Genomic DNA, 17275 nt, shown 5'->3' on the forward strand with positions numbered 1-17275 from the left:
GGGTGCCGCCTGGAGGGCGGTCGTGTTCGCGGTGGTCGGGGTGGACAGCCTGCCGTGCGGGCTGCACGCGGGCCGGAAACGATCTGAAGCCGCGCATTATCCGGGTCGTGGCATCATGCCGACCCGCACAGCGGACCGGTCGCGAGCCGGACGGTCCGTATCGACGAGACAGCGCCCATCCGGCGCAATGACTTGAGAGACGACATGAACACTCTTCGCACCTCCCTCGCCGTCGCGGCACTGCTGGCCTGCGGTCTGGCGGTTGCCCAGACGAGCGCGCCGGCCAAGCCCGCCGCCAAGCCCGCCGCCGCCGCGGCCCCCGTCACCAAGGGCGGCAAGGGCAAGCTGATGACGCGCGACGAGCTGCGCACCTGCATGACCTCGAACCAGCAGAACGAGGAAGCCGCCGCCGAGCTCGAGAAGAAGAAGGCCGTGGTCCTGAAGGAGCGCGACGAGCTGAAGGCCTCCAAGGCCGAGTCCGACAAGTTCGAGGCCGACATGCAGGCGCAGGGCACCGCGCTGAAGGGCGAGATCGACAGCGTCAAGGCCTTCGGCGCCGAGATCGAGGCCGGCGCGGCCAAGATGGAAAAGGCCGACCTGAAGGCCAAGCAGGAGGAGTACCAGGCTCGCGCCAACGCCCTGCAGCCCAAGATCGATGCCTTCAACAAGGCGCGCAACGACCGCGTCGAGGTCAACAAGGCCTTCAACGTCCGCGTCGATGCGCACCAGAAGATCGCCGACGAGTTCAACGAGGCCGTCGAGGACCTGAACGACAAGCGCAACGAGTGGAAGTTCAAGTGCGGCAACCGCTCGTACGACGAGGCCGACGAGATCGCGATCAAGAAGGAAATGAACAAGAAGTGATGAGGAAGGGGCAGACCCGATGAGCACCGACATGCTTTCCAATCCGCTGCTGTCCGCCTGGACCGGCCCGTACGGGCTGCCCCCGTTCGACGCGATCCGCGCCGAACACGTCGAACCCGCCTTCGAGGCCGCGCTCGCTGCGCATCGCGCCGAGCTGGCCGCGATCGCCGAGAATCCGGCCGCGCCGGACTTCGACAATACGCTGGCCGCGCTCGATCGCGCCGGCCGCGCGCTGACCGCCTTGGAACACCTGTTCTCGACGCTCAGCGCCTCGGCCAGCTCGCCCGAGCTGCAGGCCGTGCAACGCCGCATGGCGGCGCCGCTGGCGGCGCACACCAATGCGATCTATCTGAACGCCGCGCTGTTCGAGCGCGTCGAACGCCTCCACGAGCAACGCGCGTCGCTGGGCCTGCCGCCCGAGTCGCTGCGGCTGCTCGAACGCGTGCACCTGGACTTCGTGCGTGCCGGCGCCCGCCTGCAGGGCGACGACCGCGCGCGCTACGCCGCCAACATGGAGCGCCAGGCCGAGCTCAACACCCGCTTCGCGCAGAACGTGCTCGCGGATGAAAGCGGCTATCAGCTGGTGCTGCGCGGCGAAGCGGAACTCGCCGGCCTGCCGGACTTCGTCCGCGCCGCCGCGCGCCAGGCCGCGCTGGACCGCGGGCAGGCGGAAGAGGGCGCGCACGTCGTGACGCTGTCGCGCTCGCTGATCGTGCCCTTCCTGACCTTCAGCGAACGGCGCGACCTGCGCGAGCAGGCCTGGCGCGCCTGGGTCGGCCGCGGCGAGACCGCCGGCGAGACCGACAACCGCGCGCTGGTGCGCGAGCTGCTCGCGCTGCGCCACGAGCAGGCCGCGCTGCACGGCCATCGCAGCTTCGCCGATTACGCGCTGGCCGACACGATGGCGGGCCGCCAGTCCGCCGTGCAGGGCCTGCTGGACCAGGTCTGGGAACCGGCCAAGGCGGCGGCCGCGCGCGAGCGCGCCATGCTCGACGAGGTCCGCACGCAACTCGGCCACGACCTGACGATCGAGGACTGGGACTGGCGCTGGTACGCGGAGAAGGTCCGCCAGCAGCGCTTCCAGCTCGACGAGGCCGAGGTCAAGCCCTATTTCCCGCTGGATGCGATGGTGCAGGCGATGTTCGACTGCGCCTCGCGGCTCTACGGCCTGCGCTTCGTCGCGCAGTCGCAGGTCGCCGGCTACCACCCGGACGTGAAGGTCTACGAGGTGCAGCGCCCGGACGGCTCGCTGCGCGGGATCTTCGTCCAGGACAACTTCGCGCGTCCGACCAAGCGCAGCGGCGCGTGGATGAACGCGCTGCGCTGGCAGGCCCGCAACGGCATCGACGCGCTGCCGATCATCCTGAACAACAACAACTTCGCCAAGGGCGCGCCGGGCGAGCCGACGCTGCTGTCCTTCGACGACGTGCGCACGTTGTTCCACGAATTCGGCCACGGCCTGCACGGGCTGCTGTCGGACGTGAGCTTCGAGCGGTTGTCCGGCACCCAGGTGCTGCGCGACTTCGTCGAGCTGCCCTCGCAGGTGATGGAGCACTGGATGGCCGAACCCGCGGTGCTCAAGCAGCACGCGCGCCACTACAAGACCGGCGAGCCGCTGCCCGACGCGCTGCTCGAACGCCTGAAGGCGGCGGCCACGTTCAACCAGGGCTACGAGACGGTGCGCTACTGCGCGTCGGCGCTGGTGGACCTGGCGCTGCACGCGCAGGAGCAGGCCGACGTGCCGGATCCGGTCGCCTTCGAGCGCGAGACGCTGGCCCGCCTGGGCCTGCCGCCGGCGATCGGGCTGAACCACCGGCTGACGCATTTCCAGCATCTGTTCTCGGGCAGCTATTACGCTTCGGGCTACTACGTCTACCTGTGGGCGGAGGTGCTGGACTGCGACGCCTTCGAGGCTTTCGTCGAGGCCGGCGATCCGTTCGATGCGAAGACGGCGCAGTCGCTGCTGGCCAACATCCTGTCGGTCGGCAACAGCCGCGAGCCGGGCGCGACCTACCGGGCCTTCCGCGGTCGCGATGCGCGCGTCGAGCCGATGCTCAAGGGGCGAGGGCTCATTCCGGCCTGACCTGGCGCCGGAAACCGGTTGGCAGGAGGGGCGGCCGCTGTCGACTCGCTCCCGCGTTCGGGAAAACGCGCCCGCATCCAGGGATGCGGGCGCAGAGCGCGCTGCCGTTTCAGCCTCGCGTCAGCCGAATTCCGCCGTGCTCCCTATGATGGGGGGATGGACTCTGCCCACGCCGCCCTCGATTCCGTCGCTGCCGACGTGACGACCTCGCCCGAGGTCGTGCCGCTCGCCGCGGCGACGCCCTCCAAGCTGCGATTCGCCGCCGTGACCGGTGCCGGTTCGGGCATCGGCCGCGCCGCCGCGCAGGCGTTGATGCAGGCCGGCTGGCAGGTCGCGCTGCTCGGCCGCCGCGACGAGGCGCTGCGCGAGACCGCCGCCTTCGCGCCCGAGCGGGCGCTGGTGCTGCCCACCGACGTCGCCGACGAGGCCCAGGTCGCCGCCGCCTTCGACGCGATCGAGCGCCGCTGGGGCCGGCTGGACTTCCTGTTCAACAACGCCGGGCGCGGCGCGCCCGCGTCGGACATCGACGAACTCAGCATCGAGACCTGGCGCTCGGTGGTCGACATCAATCTGACCGGCAGCTTCCTGTGCGCCCGCGCGGCCTTCGGGCTGATGAAGCGGCAGACGCCGCGCGGCGGACGCATCGTCAACAACGGTTCGATCTCGGCGCACGCGCCGCGGCCGGGTTCCATCGCCTACACGGCGACCAAGCACGCCATCACCGGCCTGACGAAGACGCTCGCGCTGGACGGCCGGCCGCACGACATCGCCGCCGGCCAGCTCGACATCGGCAACGCCGCGACCGACCTGACCGAGCGCTTCGTGCACGGCGTGCCGCAGGCGCACGGCGGCACGATGGTCGAACCGCGCATGGACGTGGCGCACGCCGCCAGCGCGCTGCTCTACATGGCGGAATTGCCGCTGTCGGCCAACGTGCCGTTCCTGACGGTCATGGCCACCAAGATGCCCTACATTGGACGAGGCTGAACACGGGGGTGTCGCGCGCACTTGAAACCGCGCGATCGCCCCGATCTGAAGGACCGATGAACGCTCTCTCCACGCTTTTCTCGATCGCTGCCCGCCTGGTGCTGGCGGCGGCTTCCATCGTGCTGTTCCTGGTCGTGCTGGCGGCCGGGCTGGTGATCTTCGGCGTCGTGCTGCTGTGGAGCCTGATCCGCGGCCGCAAGCCGACGCTGCACACCGCCACGTTCCAGCGCGCGGCGCAGTTCCGCTCGCAGGCCTTCCGGCCGGGCGGAATGAACGGCATGGCCGGCCACCGCGCGCCGCAAGGTGACGTGATCGACGCCGAGGTTCGAGAAGTTCCCAACGCCGACCCGCGCCTGGAACGCTGACTGCGTGAGGCCGCTGGCCCTCACCCCCGCCCTCTCCCGCAAGCGGGAGAGGGAGTGAGAATGCACCGAGCCATTCGGAGCTGGAGGAGAAGCGCGCCATTCGAAGCAGGAGCACTGGGGTGGCTCCCTCTCCCGCACCGCGGGAGAGGGCAGGGGTGAGGGCCAGCGGCCGTCGCCGTGCTCAATACTTCGGCGGCGCGCTGAGCTCGTCCCAGAGCTCGTCGTAAATGCGGTAGCGCGACGGGCTGATCTTGCCCGCCTCGACCGCGACCAGCACCGCACAGCCCGGCTCGTGCCGGTGGCTGCAGTTGTGGAAGCGGCACTCGCCCAGATACGGCTGGAAATCGGGCATGTAGCTCGCCAGGTCCGGCGCGGCGATCTGCCGCAGACCGAATTCCTGGAAGCCCGGCGAGTCGATCAGCGCATCCTGGCGCTCCGCGTCCATCCAGTACCACTGCGTCGTGGTCGTCGTGTGGCGCCCTGAGTTCAGCGCCACCGAGATCTCGCCCACCTGCGCCTTCGCGTCGGGCACCAGCAGGTTGATCAGCGTGCTCTTGCCGGTGCCGCTGGGCCCCAGCACCAGCGTCGCCTGGCCGTGCAGCATCGGCCGCAGCGTCTCGATGGCCTCGTCGGTGCGGCCCTTGAAGCTGAGCTCCAGCACGTTCTGCCCCATGGCCTTGTACGGGGCGAGGCGCTCGCGCGCCGCGTCGGCACCCGGCAGGTCGGTCTTGTTCAGCACGATGTCGGCCGTGATGCCCGCGCTGTTCGCCGCGATCAGCGCGCGCGTGAGCTGCGACTCCGAGAACTGCGGATCCACCGCCACCAGGATCAGCAGCCGGTCCAGGTTGGCCGCGAAGCTCTTGGTCTTCCACTCGTCCTGGCGGAACAGCAGGTTGCGGCGCGGCTCGACCTTCTCGATGACGCCCTCGTGATCGCTGCTGCGCTGCCAGCGCACGCGGTCGCCGACGACGCAATCGCTCTTCTTGCCGCGGGTCAGGCAGTGGATGCGCTGGCCGTCGTTGTCCTCGATGACGTAGTGGCGGCCGTGACCGCGCACCACCAGACCGGTCTGGACGTCCTTGCTCATGCGGCGTGCCCCGCCGTCGGAGGCGCCGTGGTCGACAGCGTCGAGCCCACGAGCGCCGCGATCGCCGCCAGCCGCTCGCTGGCCGGCGGATGCGAGTAGTAGAAGCGCGCGAACACCGGGTCCGGCGTCAGCGTGCCGGCGTTGTCCTCGTGCAGCTTCAGCAGCGCGTTGGACAGGTCGGCACCGCTGGCCTGCGCGCAGGCGTAGGCGTCGGCCTCGAACTCGTGCTTGCGCGACCACAGCGACATCAACGGCGTCAGGAAGAAGGCGAAGGGCGGCAGCGCCAGCATGATCAGCAGCAGCGCCAGCGCGTCGTTGGGCGCATCGAGGCTGGGTCGCACGCCCAGGCCGAGGTAGAAGCCCGTCTGCGCGCTCAGCCAGCCCAGCAGCGCGAAGCCCGCCAGGCTGAGCGCGAACATCAGCACCATGCGCTGCGGCACGTGGCGGCGCTTGAAGTGGCCCAGCTCATGCGCGAGCACGGCCTCGACCTCGGGCGGATTCAGCCGCTCCAGCAGCGTGTCGAAGAAGACCACGCGCTTGGCCGCGCCCAGCCCGGTGAAGTAGGCGTTGCCGTGCGCCGAGCGCCGGCTGCCGTCCATGACGAACAGGCCCTTGGCCGCGAAGCCGCAGCGCTGCATCAGCGTCTGCACGCGCTCGCGCAGCACAACGTCTTCCAGCGGTTGGAACTTGTTGAACAGCGGCGCGATCACGGTGGGATAGATGACCAGCATCAGCAGGTTGAAGCCCATCCACGCGCCCCAGGCCCACAGCCACCAGAGGCTGCCGGCCTGCGCCATCAGCCACAGGATCAGCGCCGCGATCGGCAGTCCCAGCAGGGCACCGACGGCCAGTCCCTTCACGCCGTCGACGAGGAACAGCTTCAGCGTCGTGCGGTTGAAGCCGAAGCGTTCCTCCAGCCGGAAGGTGTTGTAGATCGTCCAGGGCAGGTCCAGCGCGCCGGAGAGCAGCGAGAACGCCGTCAGCAGGCCGAGCTGGTAGCCCATGTCGCCGAGCTGCGGCCGCCACGACAGCGCCCACTGGTTGAGCAGGTCCAGCCCGCCCAGCAGCGTCCAGCCGATCAGCAGCGCGGTGTCCGCGGCCAGGTGCAGCGTGCCGAAGCGGCCGCGGGCGACGGTGTAGTCCGCCGCCTTCTGGTGCGCCGACAGCGGCACGGTGCCGACGAAGGCGGTCGGCACCGCGCCGCGATGCCGCGCCACATGCCGCATCTGCCGGGAGGACAGCCACAGCTTGACCAGGAAGGACAGCATGACGGCGGCGACGAAGGCCGCGGTCAGGACCAGCGGGGAGTGGCTCAGCGCGGAGGGCGCCGGGGCGGCGGCAAGCGCCGCGGGAGAGATCTGCATGGACGCAAGTGTAGAGGGGCCCGACTCGGCGACAATCGCGCCCAACCTGAAGGACAACCCCATGACCACCGACACCACCGCCGCCCCTGCCGCTGGCGCCGGCGCCAATCCCGTGCTGCCGCTCAACGACCAGAACCTGATCTGGATCGACCTCGAGATGACCGGCCTGTATCCGGACAAGGACCGCATCATCGAGATCGCCGTCGTCGTCACCGACGCGCAGCTGACGGTGCGCGTCGAAGGCCCGGTCTTCGCGGTCCACCAGTCCGACGCGATGCTGGACGGCATGGACGCCTGGAACAAGGGCACGCACGGCAAGAGCGGCCTGATCGACCGCGTCAAGGCGTCGACCATCAGCGAGGCCGACGCCGAGCAGCAGGTCATCGATTTCCTGAAGGCCTACATCCCCGCGGGCAAGTCGCCGATGTGCGGCAACTCGATCTGCCAGGACCGCCGCTTCCTGGCCAACTACATGCCCAAGCTGGAAGACTTCTTCCATTACCGCAACCTGGACGTGTCCACGCTCAAGGAACTGGCGCGCCGCTGGAAGCCCGCCGCGATGGAGGGCTTCAAGAAGGCCCAGAAGCACACCGCGATGGCCGACATCCACGAATCCATCGACGAACTGCTGCATTACCGCGAGCATTTCCTGAAGCTGGACTGAGCCTGGCTCGATGAACACCCCGCGCCGCCCGCAGGACCTGTGGGCGGCTTTCGATTTCCCGCGCCATCCGCTGGCGCGCGAGGACGGCGAACGCCTGCGCGGCGCCTTCTTCGCGCCGCCGGCGGAGCGCCTGATCGCGCGCGACCCGGACCGCCTGCGCGCCGTCCTGCGCCTGGCGCATGCCGCGGCGCGCTCGGGCGCGTGGGTGCTGGGCGGCCTGCGCTACGAGGCGGCGGGGGCGCTCGACGCGGTGCTGCGCACGCGGCCGGCGGGCGAGGCGCCGCTGGCGGAATTCCACGTCTGGCACGGGGCGCCCGACGCCTGGCCGGAGGACCTCGCCGCGCAGGGCGCGGCATGCGCGCATCCGATGACCGCGTGGTCCGACACGCAGGACGAAGCGGATGAGCAGGCGCAGGTCGAGCGCATCCGCGCGTACATCCGCGACGGCGACTGCTATCAGGTCAACCTCACGACGCGTCTGAGCGCCGAGGCGCTGGCCGGCTTCGACGAGGTCGCCCACTTCTTCGCCCTGCACGCGGCGCAGCCGGGCGGCTTCTCGATGTTCCTGCGGATCGGCGATGGGTCGGATGAGGAGGGCGATCGCGCCGCCGTGGCCAGCGTCTCGCCGGAGCTCTTCTTCGACTGGCGTCCGGTACCCGAGACGCCGCAGGCCAGCCACACCTGGCTGCTGTCGGCGCAGCCGATGAAGGGCACGGCGCCGCGCGGTCGCGACCGCGCCGGCGACGAGGCCGCGCAGGCCTACCTGCGCACCAGCGCCAAGGAGCGCGCCGAGAACCTCATGATCGTGGACCTGCTGCGCAACGACCTGTCACGCGTGGCGGTGCCGGGCTCGGTGCGCGTGCCGCGGCTCTTCGAGCTGCATGCGCTGCCGACGGTCTGGCAGATGACGTCGACGATCAGCGCGGTCACGCGCGGCGGGCTCGCGCTGGACGAGGTCATGACCGCGCTGTTCCCTTGCGGCTCCATCACCGGCGCGCCGAAGAAGCGCGCGATGGAGATCATCGACGAACTCGAACCCGGACCACGCGGCTGGTACTGCGGCGCGATCGGGCTGCTGCAGCCGGGCGGGGCGGTGACGTTCAACGTGCCGATCCGGACGGTCGAGCGGACGGTCGAGCGCACCGTGGAGCGGACGGGCAGGTCGCTGCGCTGCGGCGTCGGCAGCGGCATCACGCTGGACTCGCGGGCGGGCGACGAGATCGACGAGTGGCGCGCGAAGGCGCGTTTCCTGACGCGCGCCCAGGCCCCCATCGAGGCGCTGGAGACGATGCGGCTGGAGGACGGCGAGTTCGCCCGCGCCGGCCGGCACCTCGCGCGCATGCAGCGCACGGCGCGGCATTTCGGGCTGGCGTGGTCGGCGGACGCGGCAAAGGCCCGCCTCGTCGACATCGCGCGACGCCATCCGCGCGGCGCGTGGCGCGTCCGCCTGACGCTGGCCCGCGACGGCAGCTTCAACGACACGCTGCAAGCCTTGCCGCCGACCACATCGACCGATCCAGCCGGCCCGCTGACGGTGGCGCTGGCGCGGACCGCGATCGACACGCGCGGCCCGGCGGCGGAATTCATCCAGCACAAGACGACGCGCCGCGAGGTGTACCAGGCCTTCCTGGACGCCAAGCCGGCGGACTGTTTCGACGTGCTGCTGTTCAACCGGGACGGCGAGCTCACCGAGGGCTGCCTGACCAACCTCGCGCTGCAACGGGCGCCGGACGGGCCGTGGCTGACGCCGCGCGCCGAGGCCGGCCTGCTGCCCGGCACGCTGCGCGAGGAACTGCTGGAACAGGGCCGGTTGCGCGAGGCGCGGCTGACCCTGGACGATCTGCGGCGGGCGCATGCGCTCGCCATCTTCAACGGTGTCCGCGGCTGGCGTGAAGTGCAGCTGCGGCACGAGGACTCCCATGACGACGACTCCCCAACGCCGCCGCCCGGCGGCGCGCAAGACACCCGCGGTCGATGAGGCGGCCGTGCCGGCCGCGGCCGCTGCCGCTGTGGACGCGGTGATCGCGCCGGCCACCGACGCAACGGTCGAAGCCGCTCCCGTTCCGGCGAGCGAAGCGCCCAAGCCCGCCCGCAAGCGGACCTCCCGCGCGAAGGCGACCGCCGAGGTGGCGCCGGACGTGGCCGCGCCCGCCGCGGTGACACCGGACGTGGCCGCGCCCGCCGAAGTGCCCGCCGAAGCTGCCGTGCCTGTCGAACCGAAGCCGAAGAAGCGGCCGGCGCGCAAGCGCACACAGGTGGCAGCAGCCGCTGAAGTCGCCGAAGTCGCCGAGGTCACGGTCGATGCGCCTGTCGAGGCCGCTGCTGATGTGGTCCCCGAAACGATGGCCGCGGCGGCGATCGGAGCTGCGACGGCCGAGATGGCCGAGGTCGCCGAGGTCGAAGAGGCGCCTGCCCGCAAGGGCCGCCGCAAGCCCAAGCCCGAGCCCGTGGTGGAGGAAGTCCCGGCCGAGCCGCCGCGTTTCACGCTCGGCGCGCGCGAGGACGACGGCGTGTTCGGCGACTACGAGCTGCGCGACGGCGAGACCGGCGGCACCTTCCGCCTGCGTCTGCTGGGTCGCCAGACCTGGCGCTGCGACTGCGGCGGTTATCGCGATCACGGCCATTGCGAGCACGGCGCGCAGCTGCTGTCGCTGTTCGACGAGGCGCAGCACGAAGCGCTGGACGCCGGCTGGCCGGCGCGCGAGGCCGAAGTCTGGCTGGTGCCCGGCGACGAGCGCGAGCTGCAATGGGTCTGCGGCCGCGACGTGCCGCAGCGACTGCGCGATCAATCGGGCCTGGACGATCAACAGCGCCGCCGCGCCGAAGGCGGCCACGCCTGGCTGCAGCAGGTGCTGAGCGACGCCCGCGCCCTGGGCGTGGTGCTGCGCGTCGATGCGCCGGTGTGGCCGCAGCTGGCTTGCGGACGCGATGCGCAGGCACGCGTGCAGCGCCTCGAAACGCTGATGGCCGACGGCGCCGCGATGCGCGCGCTGCTGCGCGACGAGCTCCCGACCCACGCCTGGGAGGCTGCGCTCTTCGCCGTCTGCGCCGGCCGCGCGATGATCTCCGACGACCTCGGACTGGGTCAGCGCGGCGCCGCCATCGCCGCGATCCAGCTGTGGGCGACGCTCTTCGGCGTGAAGCCCGCCGTGGTCATCGCGCCCGAGGCCGCGCATGCCGCCTGGCAGCGCGACCTGAAGCGCTGGCTCGGCGACGACGCGAAGTCGGTGACGGTGGCCGCCGTGCCGCCGGCCAAGCCGCAGCCCGCACTGCTGGTGGTCGACGGCATCGAGTTGATGGGCGAGGACCGCCTCGCCGCGCTGCGAGCGCTGCCGGCCGCGCAGCTGCTGCTGATCGCGCATGAGGAGCCGCTCGGCGACACGCGCCTGGGCGAATGGGTCGACTGGCTCGACGACATGCGCCGCGGCCCGCTGTCGGATCTGCGGGTCCTGCCGGATGACTCCGGCAAGAAGGTCAGGCGCGACGCGCTGGAGCCCGTGCTGCTGTCGCGCCGCAAGCGCGAGCTGGACGGTCAGTTGCCCGCCGCGCTGCTGTCGCCGCTGTGGCTGGACGGTGCGGGTTCGACGGGCGCAAGCCTGCCGGCTGCGCCGCTGAAGCAGCTGCGCCAACTGGTCGAGCGCTGGACCGCGCTGCGCTTCCTGTCGAGCGCCGAGCAGCAGCAACTGCTGGAGGCGCTCGCGCTGCTGCCGCCGGCCTCGCGCCAGGCGTTGGCCGCGAAGGCCGAAGCGGTGCTCGCGCTGCGCCGCGAATGGATCCAGGCCTCGGCCGTGCCGGCCGCCGCGCGCCTGCTGATCTGCGCACGGTCGGAGACGCTGCTGGACAGCCTGTCGATGTCGCCGCAACTGCGTCGCCTGCCGCCGCAACGCCTGCGCGCCGGCGATACGCCTGAGCTGCGTGAGGCGGCGTTGTCGGCCTGGCGCGGCGCCGAGGCCGGCGTGCTGCTGGCCAGCGACGACGCGCTCGGCAGCCTGGACGAAGGCGCGCTTGCCCGCGATCGCGTCGCGATCGTCCACGCGGACCTGCCGTGGCAACCCGACGTGCTGGCGCGCCGCGTCGAGGCGACCTGCGGCGACGACGCCTGCGGCGTTCCGTCGGCGTTGCTGCTGATCGAGGACTCCCTCGACGCCGCCGTGCTGCGCGCGCAGCGCGACGGCCTCGTCTTCCCCGAATGGCTGGACGCCACGCCGGCCTGGCTGGACGGCGATCAGCTCGCTGCGCTGATGGCGGTCCTGCCGAAGCTGCTCGAAGGCCTGTAAAGGCCGTTCGACCTGGGTAGCCTGAGCGGCCTCAACGGCCTCAACGGCCTCAGCGACCGCTGCGCCGTCGGCGCTGACCGCCTGCCGAGGTGCGCGGCCTCACAGCGTCGCGAGCGGTGTCTTGAAGACGCCGTTCGCGTCGACCGCGCGCTTCACCGCGCGCAGTCGGGTCAGATTGCCGCCGTAGTAGGCCGAGGCCGCATCGGTGATCGCCGCATCGGGGTAGTTCACGTAGGCGCCGCCGGAGCTCCACGGCGACATCGCCGTGCGCAGGCTGTGCGTCCAGCGGGCGTTGTCGTCGAGCTGGGCCGGCGTGCCGCTGCCGGCCAGGTTCTCCGTCAGGTACTGCGCGCTGAACAGCGCGTCGCGATGCGGGAAGGCCGTGGCGTCCGCCGCCACGCGCGCGATCGCGCCGCCCATCTGGTCGAAGATCACCACGCCGCCACCGCCTGCGCGGCCTCGCGCCGCGAGCGCGTCCACCAGCGTCTGCATCCCCGCGGCCGGAATCGGCTGCGCGAAGAAGTCGGAACTCGCGGTCATCGCCACGCGCGGCATCTGGCCGCCCGAGGCCTGCGAGGGCAGGTGGCATTGCACCGCGGTCAGGTCGGCGCAGCGGTTCATCAAGAGCGCCGCCGCGCTGATCACCTGCGCCGGATCCTGTGCCGTCGGCGCGGCGGGCGCCGTGATCAGGAACCGGTCCCACTGCGCGCGCAACGCCGTCGCGCCGTCGAAGCTCACGACGAAGACGGACAGCAGCATCTTCCCCACGCTGTCGACGCCGATCTGGCACTGCGACCACACCGATTCCGGCAGCGTCGCGGACCAGGCCTGCCAGGCCAGCGCCACGCCCACGAGATCGCCCGATCCGAACTGTCCCCAGCAGGTGTTGAACGCCGGCAGCGGCTGCGTCTGGAAGCGCAGTTCCGTGACGATGCCGAAGTTCCCGCCGCCGCCGCCGCGCAACGCCCAGAAGAGGTCGGCGTTGCGTGTCGCGTCGCAGGTGACGGACAGGCCGTCGGCGCCGACCAGCGTCGCACCCACGAGCGCATCGCAGGTCAGCCCGTAGGCGCGCTGGAAGAAGCCGAAGCCGCCGCCCATCGTGATGCCGCTGATGCCGACGGTCGGGCAGCTGCCGGAGGGCAGCAGCCGGGGCTGCGGCAGCGCCAGCAGCGCGCGGTACACGTCGGCGACCTTCGCCCCGGCGCCGACGACGGCGATGTCGCCGTCCATACGCACGCTGTCCATCGGACCGGTGTCGATGACCAGTCCGGTGCCGGTCGACGCGGCCAGATAGCTGTGTCCGCCGCTGCGCGCGGTGAACGCGATCTTGTTGGTCAGCGCGAAGTTCAGCGCCGCGCTGACGTCCTCAGGACCGGCGCATCGGGCCAACGCCTGCGGCACGACGGCGTCGAAACGCGCGTTGGCCGGCCGCCGGAAGGCGTCGAAGTCGGCGTGGCCCGATACCAGCAACTGGCCCTTCATCTGGCGGGCGAGCGCGGCATAGGGGCCGACGTCGGGGGAGGGCGCCGGGGTGACGGGGGCGCCGCTGCTGCCTCCGCCGCCTCCGCATCCGGTGAGCCAAGATCCGGCGAGCGCTCCAACGCCCGCGCCCAGCAAAACGCGACGATCCATTCAATGTCTCCCTGATTGAGGTCGATCGGCTCCTCCATCGCGCGAACAGGAATGTCGCCCTGTGTGGAGTCCAATCTGAGACCAGTGTAGGACCGAAGAAAGTCCAGTGAGCGCGCATCCCCCATCAGGGCGTCCCTCGGAGGGAGCGATGTGGGAGCGATGGGAGGAGGGGCCTGAGGCCGCAACCCGCCTGTGGGCGCCCTCCAAGGCGGCCCACAAGGATGTGCTAGGTGAAAACCCCGAATGCTGTTATAGTCGTGGGCTTCACCGCTTCTGGCGGTGCTTCGTACGTCTCCTCTGACCTCTTGCAGACCGCTGCGTCGGGCATCCGAACGGACTCCCACGCAGGCTCCGGCTCTCCGCCGAAGCTGTTTCCCGCCACGGGGAGCGCGCACTGCATGCCCTCGGGTTCGGTCGGCGGCGATGCCGTCGCTTTGACTGTTCCCCGGCGCCTCACCAGGCCCTTCATGCCGACCACGGCGGTTGCTCTGCAATCGCGCCGCGCATGTGTCTTTCCTTCCTGGTGATCGACGCGAGCTTTCTCCCAGCGACATCACGGTTCAGCCGCGATCACATCGATCTTGCGCGGCGACCAGGCGCTCCGGCGCGGACTCCGTTTCGACGGCGTCAGCGCGGCTGCGTCCCATTGGATTGCAAAGACACATGAGTTTCGACCACGACAAGAACGCCGCCGACACCCTGGACACGAACGAGGCGCTGGACAGCGGCCTCGAGCAGGGGATCGACGCCGGCGAACTCGGCGCCGACGCCGAGACGACCGGCACGCCGTTCTCCGCCCTGGGCCTGCACGACGCGCTGCTGCGCGCCGTCAAGGACTCCGGCTACGAGAACACCACCGAAGTGCAGGCGCAGGCGATCCCGCCGGCGCTCGACGGCAAGGACCTGATGGTCTCGTCGCGCACCGGTTCGGGCAAGACCGCCTCGTTCATCCTGCCGGCCCTGCAGCAGGTGCTGAACGCCCGCGCCGAACGCGCCGCCACCAACAACAAGACCCGCACCGTCGGCCCGCGCGTGCTGGTGCTGGCCCCGACCCGCGAACTGGCGATGCAGGTCGCCAAGTCCGCGATGACCTACGGCCGCCACATCCAGGGCCTGCGCGTCGCCACCGTGCTGGGCGGCATGCCCTACGCGCAGCAGCTGCGCGCGCTGAGCGGCCCGCTGGACGTCCTGATCGCCACCCCGGGCCGCCTGCTGGACCACATCAACAGCGGCCGCTGCAAGCTCGACAACGTGACGATGTTCGTCCTCGACGAAGCCGACCGCATGCTGGACATGGGCTTCATCGACGACATCAACTTTGTCGCCGAGCAGATTCCGGCCGAGCGCCAGACGCTGATGTACAGCGCGACCTTCGCCGGCAACACCGGCCGCCTGGCGTCGCAGCTGATGAAGGACCCGCAGCGCATCGACATCTCGGGCCACACCGAGACGCACGCCAACATCGAGCAGCGCCTGCACTGGGCCGACAACGGCCAGCACAAGCGCAAGCTGCTGGAGCACATCCTGGGCCTGCGCGACGTCGACCAGGCGGTCGTCTTCACCAGCACCCAGCAGGACACCGAGTGGCTGGCCGAGCAGCTGGAGGCCATCGGCCACCGCGTCGCCGCGCTGCACGGCGGCATGCCGCAGGGCAAGCGCACCCGCACGCTGATGGCGCTGCGCCGTCGCGACCTGCGCGTGCTGGTCGCCACCGACGTGGCCGCCCGCGGCATCGACGTGCCGACGATCTCGCACGTCATCAACTTCGGCCTGCCGATGAAGGCCGAGGACTACGTCCACCGCATCGGCCGCACCGGCCGTGCCGGCCGCTCCGGCCTGGCGGTGACGCTGGCCGAGCGCGGCGACATCTCGATGATCAAGCGCATCCAGCAGTTCACGACGCAGGCGATCCCGGTGTCGCGCATCGAAGGCCTGGAGCCGCGCAACGAAGAGCCGAAGATCTACCCGTCGCGCCCCGGCTTCGACCGCGGTGATCGCGGCGACCGTGGCGGCTACGGCGGCAATCGCGGCGGCTACGGTGGCAACCGTGGCGGCTTCGGCGGCAACCGTCCGCAAGGCGGCGGCTACCGCGGCAACGACAACCGCTTCGACAACAGCGCCCGCTTCGAGCGTCCGGAAGGTCAAGGCCGTCCGCCGTTCGGCGAGCGTCGCGAAGGCGGTCAGGGCGGCTTCGGCGGCGGCCAGGGCGGCCAGCGCTTCGAGCACCGCAACGAGCGTCCGCAAGGCGATCGTCCGTTCGGCGACCGCCCGCAAGGCGACCGTCCGCGCTTCGGTGACCGTCCGCAAGGCGGCTTCGGCGGCGCACCGCGCAGCTACGGCGATCGTCCGCAGCGCGACTTCAACGCGCCGCGCGACGGTGGTCATGGCGGCAACGGCGGTGGTTTCGACCAGCGTCGTCCGGATCCGCGTTTCGACCGTTCGGCCGAGAACAACGACCGCTACGCACCGCGCGCCGAGCGTCCGGCCTTCAACAAGGGCGACGACAACCGCTTCGAAGGCCGTCCGGCCAAGCCGGCATTCGGCAAGGGCCCGCGTCCGCAAGGCGACGACCGCGGCGACCGCGGCGGCTTCGTGCCGCGCAAGGGTCCGCGCAAGTTCTGAGCCTCGCGGCTCGGTGGCTGAGGGACGCTGAGGGATGCGCGTCGAGGGTCGGATCGTCCAGTGGGATGACGCGAAGGGCTACGGCTTCATCGCGCCGTCCGACGGCGGACCGAAACGCTTCGCGCACATCAGCGCCTTCGGCCCGCGCGTCCGCCGACCTTTCGTCGGCGAACGCGTCGACTACGAGGCCGGGACCGATGCGCAGGGCAAGGCCCGCGCGCTGAAGGTCCGCAGCCTCGAACCCAAGCCGGCGCCTGCCGGCCCCGCGCCACGCCGCGGTCCGTCCGGTGCTGCCGGCACGGCCCGCGACGGTGCGCGTGCCAAGCCCGCGCCGTCTGCGCGCAGTGCTTCCGCTTCTTCCTCCCCCAAGTCTTCCGCCGACACCGGTGCCTCGTTGTGGCTGGTGCCGGGTTTTGCCTCGCTGGTGCTGTTGACGCATCTCGCGTGGCCCTTGCCGCGCGGCTTGTGGGGCGTCTATGTCGCGATGAGCTTCGCGACCTTCATCGTCTACGCGCTCGACAAGCGCGCGGCGCGACTGGGCCACTGGCGCGTCAAGGAATCGACGCTGCACGTGCTCGCGCTGCTGTGCGGCTGGCCCGGCGCGTTGCTGGCACAGCACTTGCTGCGGCACAAGAGCGCCAAGCCGACCTTCCGGCGGGTGTTCTGGTTGAGCGTCGCGCTCAACATCCTGGCCTTCGTCTGTCTTTTTACGCCGCTGCTGACGCCGTTCGTCTCGGGAGTCTCCGACCACTGGAACGCGCGATCGGCCGGCTCATCCGTCTGATGCTGCAGTTGAAAGTGATTGGCACCGAGGACGTCCCGCACGTGCTCGCGTTGCAGGCCCAGTGCTACGGGCCCGAGTTCCTGGAAAGCGCCGAGGCCTTCGTGGCCAAGCTGGACGCGGCGCGTCATCTCCACTGTTCCTACCTGGCCGTCGAGGCCGGCGAGCCGCTGGCCTATGTCGTCAGCCTGCCTGTCGACGACGGGCAGCTGCCGGCGCTGGATGCGCCGTCGATCGCGCCGGCGCGCGCCCCTCGCACGCTGTACCTGCATGACCTCGCGGTCTCTCCGGCGGGCCGGGCGAAGCGCCTGGGCCACAAGCTGGTGCAGCAGGTGGTGCATCGCGCCCAGGACATGGGCCTGACGCAGGTCGCGCTGGTGGCCGTGCAAGGCTCGCGGGCGTACTGGGAGCGCCACGGTTTCTCCGATGCCGAGGCGCCGTTGAGCGACGCGCTGATCGAGAAACTCGCCAGCTTCGGCTCCGGGGCAACCCTGATGCGCAGGTCCCTGACACCCGTGTGACAGCGGGCCGGGAAGGGGTCGTCGAGGG

Annotated in this window: 13 protein-coding genes; 10 read left to right on the forward strand and 3 right to left on the reverse strand. The window is 70.9% G+C overall.

Annotated elements, in window-relative coordinates:
- Positions 1 to 204 precede the first annotated feature (204 nt).
- The 4 genes from ACQZ13_RS11590 to ACQZ13_RS11605 all read left to right on the forward strand — a co-directional run bounded on the left by ACQZ13_RS11590 (position 205) and on the right by ACQZ13_RS11605 (position 4299).
- The gene (locus ACQZ13_RS11590) at positions 205 to 864 is read left to right on the forward strand and encodes a hypothetical protein (RefSeq protein WP_431052041.1); all 660 of its coding nucleotides are present in this window, start codon (positions 205 to 207) and stop codon (positions 862 to 864) included.
- A gap of 31 nt (positions 865 to 895) precedes the next feature.
- A complete protein-coding gene (locus ACQZ13_RS11595; RefSeq protein WP_431052043.1) occupies positions 896 to 2947 on the forward strand; it encodes a M3 family metallopeptidase in 2052 nt (683 codons plus the stop codon).
- A 219-nt stretch (positions 2948 to 3166) separates the two neighbouring features.
- Entirely contained in the window at positions 3167 to 3934 is a 768-nt protein-coding gene (locus ACQZ13_RS11600; RefSeq protein ID WP_431053199.1) for an SDR family oxidoreductase, read from the forward strand.
- Positions 3935 to 3990: 56 nt separating this feature from the next.
- Positions 3991 to 4299, forward strand: coding sequence for a hypothetical protein (locus ACQZ13_RS11605; protein WP_431052045.1), 309 nt, complete (start codon positions 3991 to 3993; stop codon positions 4297 to 4299).
- 181 nt (positions 4300 to 4480) lie between these two features.
- Here ACQZ13_RS11605 and rsgA read toward each other — a convergent pair whose 3' ends face one another.
- Positions 4481 to 5386 carry a ribosome small subunit-dependent GTPase A gene (rsgA, locus tag ACQZ13_RS11610; RefSeq protein ID WP_431052047.1) on the reverse strand — a complete coding sequence of 302 codons (906 nt, stop codon included), beginning with the start codon at positions 5384 to 5386 and terminating at the stop codon, positions 4481 to 4483.
- The gene (locus ACQZ13_RS11615) at positions 5383 to 6702 is read right to left on the reverse strand and encodes a M48 family metallopeptidase (RefSeq protein ID WP_431053201.1); all 1320 of its coding nucleotides are present in this window, start codon (positions 6700 to 6702) and stop codon (positions 5383 to 5385) included. The genes rsgA and ACQZ13_RS11615 overlap by 4 nt, the downstream gene beginning before the upstream one ends.
- 109 nt (positions 6703 to 6811) lie before the next feature.
- On the opposite strand from ACQZ13_RS11615, the gene orn reads away from it, so the two are divergent.
- Genes orn through ACQZ13_RS11630 form a run of 3 tightly spaced genes read left to right on the forward strand, consistent with a single transcriptional unit; the run spans position 6812 to position 11691 of the window.
- Complete coding sequence (gene orn / locus ACQZ13_RS11620; RefSeq protein WP_431052049.1) at positions 6812 to 7414, forward strand: oligoribonuclease; 603 nt, start codon at positions 6812 to 6814, stop codon at positions 7412 to 7414.
- A gap of 10 nt (positions 7415 to 7424) precedes the next feature.
- A complete protein-coding gene (locus tag ACQZ13_RS11625; RefSeq protein WP_431052051.1) occupies positions 7425 to 9392 on the forward strand; it encodes a chorismate-binding protein in 1968 nt (655 codons plus the stop codon).
- Positions 9334 to 11691 (forward strand): hypothetical protein, encoded by a 2358-nt coding sequence (locus ACQZ13_RS11630; RefSeq protein ID WP_431052053.1) that lies wholly within the window; start codon positions 9334 to 9336, stop codon positions 11689 to 11691. Before ACQZ13_RS11625 ends, ACQZ13_RS11630 begins: the two co-directional genes overlap by 59 nt.
- A gap of 99 nt (positions 11692 to 11790) precedes the next feature.
- Here ACQZ13_RS11630 and ACQZ13_RS11635 read toward each other — a convergent pair whose 3' ends face one another.
- Positions 11791 to 13323, reverse strand: coding sequence for an FAD-binding oxidoreductase (locus ACQZ13_RS11635; protein ID WP_431052055.1), 1533 nt, complete (start codon positions 13321 to 13323; stop codon positions 11791 to 11793).
- 663 nt (positions 13324 to 13986) lie between these two features.
- Between ACQZ13_RS11635 and ACQZ13_RS11640 the strand changes: the two genes are divergently transcribed.
- From ACQZ13_RS11640 to ACQZ13_RS11650, 3 genes are read left to right on the forward strand one after another with little or no spacing between them, the layout of a single operon-like run.
- Positions 13987 to 15945: a DEAD/DEAH box helicase gene (locus ACQZ13_RS11640; protein ID WP_431052057.1), complete on the forward strand. Its 1959-nt coding sequence runs from the start codon at positions 13987 to 13989 to the stop codon at positions 15943 to 15945.
- 34 nt (positions 15946 to 15979) lie between these two features.
- On the forward strand, positions 15980 to 16729 hold the full coding sequence (locus ACQZ13_RS11645; protein WP_431052059.1) for a DUF1294 domain-containing protein: 750 nt from the start codon (positions 15980 to 15982) through the stop codon (positions 16727 to 16729).
- On the forward strand, positions 16729 to 17247 hold the full coding sequence (locus ACQZ13_RS11650; RefSeq protein ID WP_431052061.1) for a GNAT family N-acetyltransferase: 519 nt from the start codon (positions 16729 to 16731) through the stop codon (positions 17245 to 17247). The genes ACQZ13_RS11645 and ACQZ13_RS11650 overlap by 1 nt, the downstream gene beginning before the upstream one ends.
- Positions 17248 to 17275 lie beyond the last annotated feature (28 nt).

Source organism: Roseateles sp. L2-2 (assembly GCF_050613215.1).
In the GTDB taxonomy this organism is placed as follows: domain Bacteria; phylum Pseudomonadota; class Gammaproteobacteria; order Burkholderiales; family Burkholderiaceae_C; genus Roseateles; species Roseateles noduli.